Annotated in this window: 8 protein-coding genes and 1 pseudogene; 3 read left to right on the top strand and 6 right to left on the bottom strand. The window is 69.9% G+C overall.

The window, feature by feature from the left end:
• Both QOZ89_RS46315 and QOZ89_RS46310 read left to right on the top strand, forming a co-directional pair.
• Nucleotides 1-595: IS982 family transposase (locus QOZ89_RS46315; RefSeq protein WP_312630328.1), on the top strand; the 595-nt coding region annotated here is incomplete at its 5' end.
• A gap of 106 nt (nt 596-701) precedes the next feature.
• A pseudogene (locus tag QOZ89_RS46310) lies at nt 702-923 on the top strand (HipA domain-containing protein); the annotation flags it as partial.
• Nucleotides 924-958: 35 nt separating this feature from the next.
• Here the strand turns inward: QOZ89_RS46310 and QOZ89_RS46305 are convergent.
• From QOZ89_RS46305 to QOZ89_RS46280, 6 genes are all read right to left on the bottom strand, one after another.
• The gene (locus QOZ89_RS46305; protein WP_312630326.1) at nt 959-1,639 is read right to left on the bottom strand and encodes a hypothetical protein; all 681 of its coding nucleotides are present in this window, start codon (nt 1,637-1,639) and stop codon (nt 959-961) included.
• A 260-nt stretch (nt 1,640-1,899) separates the two neighbouring features.
• On the bottom strand, nt 1,900-2,121 hold the full coding sequence (locus tag QOZ89_RS46300) for a heavy-metal-associated domain-containing protein (protein ID WP_312630325.1): 222 nt from the start codon (nt 2,119-2,121) through the stop codon (nt 1,900-1,902).
• Between the two features lie 54 nt (nt 2,122-2,175).
• Nucleotides 2,176-3,318 carry an urease accessory protein UreH domain-containing protein gene (locus QOZ89_RS46295; RefSeq protein WP_312630324.1) on the bottom strand — a complete coding sequence of 381 codons (1,143 nt, stop codon included), beginning with the start codon at nt 3,316-3,318 and terminating at the stop codon, nt 2,176-2,178.
• A gap of 666 nt (nt 3,319-3,984) precedes the next feature.
• A complete protein-coding gene (locus tag QOZ89_RS46290; protein ID WP_071046671.1) occupies nt 3,985-4,614 on the bottom strand; it encodes a DUF305 domain-containing protein in 630 nt (209 codons plus the stop codon).
• A 175-nt stretch (nt 4,615-4,789) separates the two neighbouring features.
• On the bottom strand, nt 4,790-5,308 hold the full coding sequence (locus QOZ89_RS46285; RefSeq protein ID WP_131803743.1) for a DUF6153 family protein: 519 nt from the start codon (nt 5,306-5,308) through the stop codon (nt 4,790-4,792).
• Nucleotides 5,309-5,321: 13 nt separating this feature from the next.
• Nucleotides 5,322-5,600, bottom strand: coding sequence for a hypothetical protein (locus QOZ89_RS46280; RefSeq protein WP_131803741.1), 279 nt, complete (start codon nt 5,598-5,600; stop codon nt 5,322-5,324).
• Nucleotides 5,601-6,426: 826 nt separating this feature from the next.
• Between QOZ89_RS46280 and QOZ89_RS46275 the strand changes: the two genes are divergently transcribed.
• Entirely contained in the window at nt 6,427-8,040 is a 1,614-nt protein-coding gene (locus QOZ89_RS46275; protein ID WP_312628410.1) for an IS1634 family transposase, read from the top strand.
• The last annotated feature ends 67 nt before the right edge of the window (nt 8,041-8,107 follow it).

Genomic DNA, 8,107 nt, shown 5'->3' with positions numbered 1-8,107 from the left:
CTGGTTCGACAACCACTGGATCACGGACGCGACCCCGGTCCCGTGCGGGATGTCGCGGCCCACCGTGCAGCGCTCCGAGATGGCGGGCTGGGCCAGCTACGGCTACTGCGCGTCGCACTCCCGGTTCTACTGGGGGCTCAAGCTCTACCTGGTCTGCACCCCAACCGGCATGCCGGTGCTGTGGGCCCTGGCCAACCCGAAGATCGGCGAACGGGAGGTGCTCGCCGCGATGCTCGAACACGACACCGACCTGATCGCCGGACGAGGCCGGATCCTGCTGATCGCCGACAAGGGGTTCGCCTCGAAGGACCTCGAGGCCGCGCTCGCCGAGCAGCGCATCGACCTGCTCCGGCCGCACCGCAAGGAGGAGACGGAGCGCCACGGCGAGCCGATGCTCAAGAAGGTCCGCCAGCTCATCGAGTCGGTCAACGACACCCTCAAGGGCCAGCTCGACCTGGAACAACACGGCGGGCGGACCTTCGAGGGCGTCGCGATCCGCGTCGCCCAACGCCTGCTGGCGATGGCCACGGCGATCTGGCACAACAACAAGACCGCCGCACCCGTCACCCGCTCCCTGATCGCCTACGACCACTGACCCGAGATAGGACTTACTCGTCTAGGTGTGCGGATGCCGCTGAGCGGGACGACCTACCGAGGTAAGAGCGTCCGGATCATCGAGCAGAACTCACACCCACGCCGCCGCCGGCTTGGCCGCACTCGGCGACTTCGCCGCCATCAACTACGTCACCGGCGCGCCTGACGGCCACTCGAAAAACGTGTCCCCCCTACTGCTCCCCAACGAGATCAAGGTCGCCCCGCTCTACGACCTCGCCACCAGCCTCCCCTACGACGGCGACCCGGGCCTGCGCAGGTCCACGCGGCGTGTTGTACGAGGCCAAGCCGCCTTTCGAGGGCGTCGTTGACCGGCGCGAGGAGCTCGGGCCGAAGCACCGGGAACTCAGTCGTCGTGAGGCGCGGTGCCCGGGGCATGGCTGTGGCTAGGAGCGGGCTGGGGTGATTGCCCCTGTTCGGGTGTATTGCCCGCCGGTGGAGGCGAGTTGGTGGTCCCACCCACGCTGCCGTGTGGCACCGCCGGGTCCTCCTCGTCGGAACCATGGGAATGCGGAACGGATTCATCTGTCACCTCGAGACCGTGGCTGTGACCGTGTGATCCGGCGAGTTCGACCGCGGGCATGGCGAAGCCGGTGACCCCGGCGCCGACGACGCCGATCATCACGGCCGCACTGAACGAGGAGCGGAACCCGCGCGCGTGCCGCGCCCGGAAGCTCCACAGAGCAAGGAGGCAGACCGCCACCTCGAATGCCACCGTGGTGAGGTCGACTCTGTCGACCTGTTCGGGCACGTTGGCGTGGGGGCCGACGGGGAACCCGGCGGTCCGGCTGAGGGCCCATAACAGGATTGCCCCCGCGTTGACCAGCAGGCCCGCTTTCATCGTCCGTGGGCTGGCGCCCCGCAGCACGGCGAGGGCCCAGCCCGTCTGGAAGGCCGCGGTCGCGAGGAAGAACACACCTGACAGCGGCCAGCTGGTGAAGTGGCTTGGCGCGACCGCGAAATGCGTAGCGGCGGCGCCGAGCGAGGCGAACGCCGCCACGATCGTGCACGCCCCGACGTCAGTCATGATCCGAGCCTCGGATCTTCCCCGACCCGCCGTATGTCCGGCTCCCGCGGCCTCGGCCTGCAGCGGGGACGAGTCGACGTACGCCGTCGCGGCCGGCTGGGGCCCCTCGACTCGCTCGTGGCGTGCCGGCCGGCGGATGACGATCGGTGTGGTCGGTGGACCGTCCACTGCTCGGCTCACCCGCTCATGTAGAACAGCATGGTCGTCATGCCAGCCTCCTGGCGGTGGGCGTTGTGAGTCGCGCATCCCTGCCCGGCCCGTCACGGCAGTGGCGAGGCCTGGTAGCCGAGTTCTTCGATGACCTTGACCACGTCCTGGGGGCTGTTCTGGCTCAGGTCCAGGTCGACCGTGGTGCGGCCCTGCTTCAAGGTGGTCTGGGTGCTGCCTACGCCCGGCAGGTCCTCCAGGGCGTCGTCGATGAGCAGGGCGCAGCTTCCGCAGTGCATCCCCTCGACCCGGAACGTGTGGGTGGTGGCGGACACTTTCGGTGCTCCTTTCTCCTGGTTGACTCTCCTGGTTGACCAAGGACGGTGTGGTCAGACGACGGTGACGACGCCGGTGTACATCCCCATGGCGCACGTGTAGCGCAGCTGACCGGGTTCCAGCACTCCCAGATCGATCGCCGTGTCGCCCTCGACCGGCAGGATTTCCTCGATGTCGCGGTCCGGGATGACGAACGACCGGATGCAGCCCTGCACGTTGTCCGAGTGCACGACCAGCGTCGTGGGGACACCGGCCTGTGCCTGGACGTTGCCTGGGCTGTAGGAGTCGGCGTCGGCCGTGATCTCCACGGTCTGCTGTCCGTCCACGGTCGAGGCGGCGGACGTGTCGACCGGCTCCGGGGAGATGATCCCGGCGGCCTCGGCGAGCCGGTCGGCGGCCAGAGGCGAACCGGCGAGCTGCAGGCCACCGTTGAGGGTGTAGAGCCCCATCGCCAGCACGACCAGCCCGGTGACCACGGCCAGCCGGCTGCGCCACGCGGTCGCGGCCTTGCGGGCGGCGTAGCCGAGAACGGCGAACAGCGGGCCGGTGCCGAGCACGAACACCCCCATCGTGGCCGCACCCGCCAGCGCGGACCCGGACGCGAGCGCGAGCGCCTCCACCGACAGCGTCACTCCACACGGGATGAGCACGGTCGCCAGGCCGAGCAGCGTCGGTGCCAGGGCGGCCTGGGAGCGCGCGCGTCTGCGCACGATCCGCAGCCACGACGCCGGCGGCTCGACGACGATGCCGCGGAAACCCGGCACACCGAGCTGGGAGAGTCCAAACACAATGATCAGTAGGCCGGCACCGAGCTGCATCAAGATACGCGCGTCAAGCGAGAGCTCCACCGCGCTACCCACAGCGCCCAGCAACGCCCCCAGCAGCACGTGCGAGACAAACTTGCCCGCCAGAAACCCCCCGACCGGGGCAAGGTCATCACCAAGCCGAGCAGGCCAGCCCGCTTCCAGTACCCGCGCCGACCCGCTCCCCGGGCGGGTCCGCGCCCCGGGGTCCCGGCGGTGGGTATGGCGAACCGAATGGCGACCACCGCCCGGCTCGTGACCAGGAAGCTCGGCCGACCCCACCGCCGCGGCCCGCTGCCGGCTGATCAGACCGGTCAGCAGACCGCCCTGCACCGCCGCGCAGGACACACCACCCGCGAACAGGCCAGTCACCAGAACAGATGCGAGATTCACCAAGCCTCCGCGAGAGCGGACCGAGAGTGGACAAGGATGCGCGAAGGTCTGCCCGCCGAGCACCGGGCACGCACCACCTCCGAATGACCCCAGCGGGCGACGTCATGACGCCTCAGGACTCCATCTCCGGCCGCGGCGCGCACGCCGGCCGCCGTAGCCGGCTCCACCGAACACGCCGCCAGAGGTGGCGCCCCGACCAAGCCCGGACCCCCCTTCCTGCCCCAGCTGCCTGCCATGGAGAGAGCGCCGGGACCAGGGCAGGAATCGGCAAGCGGCCCGGCGCCAGTGGTCGCAGCACACGGTAAACCACTACCCGGTGTAGTAGAGAACGGGGTCCGCAGTGAACGACACAACGCCACGACCAACCGCCAGACACCCAACCAGCGGGGCGCACCACGAATAGATCAAGGACGCTCGGCGACGGCCAATGTCCGGGCTGGTCGTGGCCGCGAGCGGAAAGAGAAGTGAGCTGCGAACTCGCCCGCGAGATCGCCGAAAACGTCGCCCGCCTCATCGCCCGCCTCATCGCCCGCACCGGGCGGCCAGGTCGGCGTGTACCCGGCGGTAGCCGTAGGTACGTCTCGGTTCGGGCGGTCCTCAGCGGCCGGCGTCGGCTGGGTGGCGGTCGCCGGCCTGGCCGGGACCGCCACCCAGTCTGTACGGTTGTCAGATATTCTCGAGCAGTTTCTCCATGGTCGTGATCTCGGCGGTCTGGCTGGTGACGATCGAGCCGGCGAGTTCCTTGGCCGGACCGTAGAACCCGTCGCGCTGCTCGGTCGTGGCCATCTCGATCGCGCCGCGGTGATGTTCGATCATCATCGTGAGGAACATGCGGTCGAAGTCGCGGCCGGACGCGGCACGCAGCTTCGACATGTCCTGTTCGCTCATCATTCCGGCCATCGAGTGCGATGGCATCACCGTCATGTCGTGGCCCGCGCCCATGTCCATCCCGCTGCCGGAGCTGATGGTCGGCTGACCCCATGCGGTCAGCCAGCCGGTCATCATGGTGATCTCCGGTGCCTGAGCGTCGCGGATCTGCCTGGCCAGCGTCTTGACCTCGGCAGATGAGGCGCGAGTGGGGGCGAGATCGGCCATCTCCACGGCCTGCCCATGATGCATGATCATGCTCTGGGTGAAGGCGACGTCCGCTGAGTTGTGGTCGTCGCTGCCGGTGGCGCTGGTGGCCGTGGCGGTGTTCGTGCTTGCGCTGGTTCCGGTGCTGCCGGAGTCGTTGCCGCAGGCGGCGAGCACGACAGCGGCGAGCAGGGCGCCCACCAACAGGGCGAGTCGTTTCATTGCTCGGGCTCCTCGCGTGAGGTCGTGTGTGATGTCCGGAACGGACAGGGACGCGGCACCGCTCACACCTCGGCTCCGGAGCGCGGCACAGCGGCGGCCAGCCTCGTAGGCGGGAGGCGGCCGCGATGTGCGCCGTTTGTCACCGGAGCGCGCGGCGTGGGGCGAGGGCGTCGATCTACAGTCGAAGCACGCAGAGGAAGGACAACGACGGCCCCCGCGCGCGCGGCTGGTGTCCGGGCGGAGGCTGGCCGACGGCGAGCAGTCCCGGCCGCGAGACGTCACGCCGCGCACGGCCAAGCAGGAGGATCAGCAGCAACCCGGCCAACAGCGCCGCGGAGCGCAGCACGGCCAGACATACCTCACCGACATGGCTGTCGTGTCCCCAGGAAGACATCGACGCGCCGAGTAGTTCGGTGGGGCTGATGGGCCGGCTGCCCGGGTCGATGCCGATCGGGGTGGATCCCCGTTCGTGGGGCTTCATCGGCAGCCCGGGGCGATCAACACCGAGATCCATGCTCGAGGCAGCCGTGCCACCCGTGGACACGGTCATCGCCGCATGGCCTGAATCGAGATATGTGCCAAGCCCGCCGTGCATCGCCAGGACGCCAAACAACACCGCAATGACCAGCAGCAGACCGCGCACATCCACGCGGGTAAGAGGAACGCCGCCATCCCGATGAATCGGGCCGGTCACGGACCTCATGCTCTCAGGTCCCTGCGCCAGGCAGACACGTCAATGCGTCCTTGCCCAGATGCGTTCCGTTCCATGCCGCGTGACCCAAAGCTCGTACCAGCCCTGAGCCGCCGTTGACGGCAGGATTCATCATTGTGACCGTGGCGGCAGGCGCCAGCGAGGGGCGTGGCGCGTCCATACCGTCGAAGACGGCCGTGACCATGGCTGTCGGCAGGAACTGTGCGCCGGTCCGCGCGACTTTGTCATCGGTGCGGGTGACGGCACCGCCGTCAGCCGCACCGACGTCGCCCACGGGTGAACCGGCGGCCGCGGCGAACCTGGCGGTCGAGGCAGCGAGGCCTCCCGCCGTCGGGACCGCGATCACGGCGGCCTGACACTGCCGCCGGGTAGGACGGCGACGCCACCCAGGAGCGCGCCGGGCCGGCTCGCCCGGTAGGTGCCCACCGGGAGTCCCACACCGACGCCGCGTCTCGTCCCAAGGAAGACGATCAGCACCGTGAGCTACGGGCAACGCACATCCTTTCCTGAACCCGCCACCGAACCTCGCCAAACCGGACGCTCGCCCCTCGCGAGGGGCGAGTCGTCGCGCACCGGCAGGGCTGCGCGGGCGGGCTCCTGCTCCTACTCCTGCCGGCCGTGATGACGGAGACCGGACTGACGCGGTTCGGTGCTGCTGACGACGACACGCCCCTAATCCACTATCGATTGTAGTAGAGAGTGGGTCTCGATCGACTGCGCGGGCCTGTCGAACGGTCTCGGCACCCGGGCCGCACCGCGACAACTGGTCGTTGGAGCTGGAGTCGGCAAGTCTCCGTCCTGTCGCTCCTGCCCCGGCTGCATTGGAGGGCATCGCCGGACCGGGGGGCAGGATTCGGCGTGCAGTCCGGCGGCGTTGGCGGGTACACGCTAACCACTACGCTGCATAGTAGAGAAGGGGGGTGTGCTGGCCGCGGGCGGTGAGGCGCGGGGCCGCGGCAAAATGCCGGGTCTCGCGGCCCTGTCGACCACTAGCCCTGTCCTTCGCACGTGCGTGTGATGGGCCAGCTACGTGATCTTTTGATCGTTCTGTGTCGGGCCTGCCGCGCCGCGGAGTGGTGGGCCTGGCACGGTTCCTGGCTGTGACGGCCGCGGCGGACTACGGGCCGCCGAGCGTCGAGAAGATGCTCGGCGCGCTGCCGGTCATCCGTGACTTCCTGCGCCGGCTCGATGTCGCCGGCACCGTCGGCCGGCTCTGCCCGGTCCGCGACATCGCCCGGCTCACCCATGGCCAGGTCATCGAGGTCCTGATCGCCAACCGGCTGACCTGCCCGACCGCGATGGTCCGCGTCGCCGACTGGGCGGCGGCCTGGGCGGTCGAGGAGGTCTTCGACGTCCCGGCGGACGCGCTGGGCGACGACCGGATCGCCCGGGCCCTCGACGCGCTCGCGGAGCAGGCCGACCAGGTCGTCGGCTCGATCGGCGCGGCCGCGGTCGCCGGCTTCGGCCTGGATGTGTCCCAGGTGCACTGGGACATGACGTCGATCTCCCTGTACGGCGCCTACCCCGAGACGGATCCCGACTACGCCACGCCGCGGTACGGCCATCCCAAGGACCGTCGGCCCGACCTCAAACAGATCCAGACCGGGCTCGGGGTCCTCGCCGACGGCGGGGTCCCGCTGGTCGCGAGGGCCTACGACGGTGGCGCGGCCGAGGTCTGTCAGGTCGTCGGTGCGCTGCGCGCCCTGCGGACGGCCGCCGGCCCGCGCCCGTTCCTGCTGGTCGGCGACACGAAGCTGGTCTCCTACACCAACCTGTCCGCGCTCGTCGCCACCGACGGCGCACGGTTCATCGCCCCGGCGCCCAGGAACGTCGTGCCCGCGACCGTGCTCGCCGCCCTCGACGTGACCACCGCGGCCCCGGTCGACTACGTCGCCGTCCGCGACCGGGAGAAGTTCGCCCACCAGCGGGCCTTCTACCGGGCCTGTGAGGGCCGGACCACGGTGCGCGGGCCGCGGAAGAAGGATCCGCCGCTGGTCGTGCGCACCGTCCACGTCTGGTCGTCGGCCAGAGCCCAGGCCGCCGTGTCCGCCCGCCGGCTCAAGCTGGCCAGGGCCACCGACGAGCTCGACCGGCTCGTGCGCACCGCCGGCACCCGCTACCACCCCGACGAGCAGGCGGTACGGGCCCGTGCCGAGCAGGTCTGCCGGTCCCGCCGGGTCACCGGCCTGGTCCACTACGAGATCGACGCCGATGAGGCCAGTGGGAAGACCACCTTCACCTGGGCGTTCGACGAGACGGCCCTGGCCGCCGAGGCAGCCAGCGACGGCTGGTACGCGCTGCTGACGAACCTGACCGTCGCCGAGGCGGACGCGGCCGAGGTGCTGCGCCGCTACAAGGGGCAGGAGAAGGTCGAGCGCCGCTACAGCGACTACAAGGGGCCGCTCGCCGTCGCGCCGCTGTTCCTGCGGTCCAACCAGCGGATCGACGGGCTGATCCACGTGATCTGCCTGGCGTTGCTGGTCTTCAGCCTGATCGAACGTGAGGTCCGCCGGGCGATCGCTCCGGCCGAGAAGCTGCCGGGTCTCTACGCCGGGCGGCCCGCCAGGCCCACCGGCCGGCTCGTCTTCGAAGCCCTCGCCGCGCTGCGCCTGGTTCCCGCCATCGGCGGCCAGCCCGCCTACATCCCCTGGCCGGGGACGTTGCAACGCCACCTGCTCGACCTCCTCGGAGTCGACCCCACCCAGCCTCCATGATCGAAAAACGTGATCACCGGGGCGGGTAGGGGCACCAGAATCCGATGTGCGAAACACAGGACTAGCG

The sequence above is a fragment of the Pseudofrankia coriaricola genome (assembly GCF_032027725.1).
In the GTDB taxonomy this organism is placed as follows: Bacteria; Actinomycetota; Actinomycetes; order Frankiales; family Frankiaceae; genus Pseudofrankia.
Note: the sequence above shows the minus strand (reverse complement) of the source record. Positions and strands in the feature narration are given on the sequence as shown.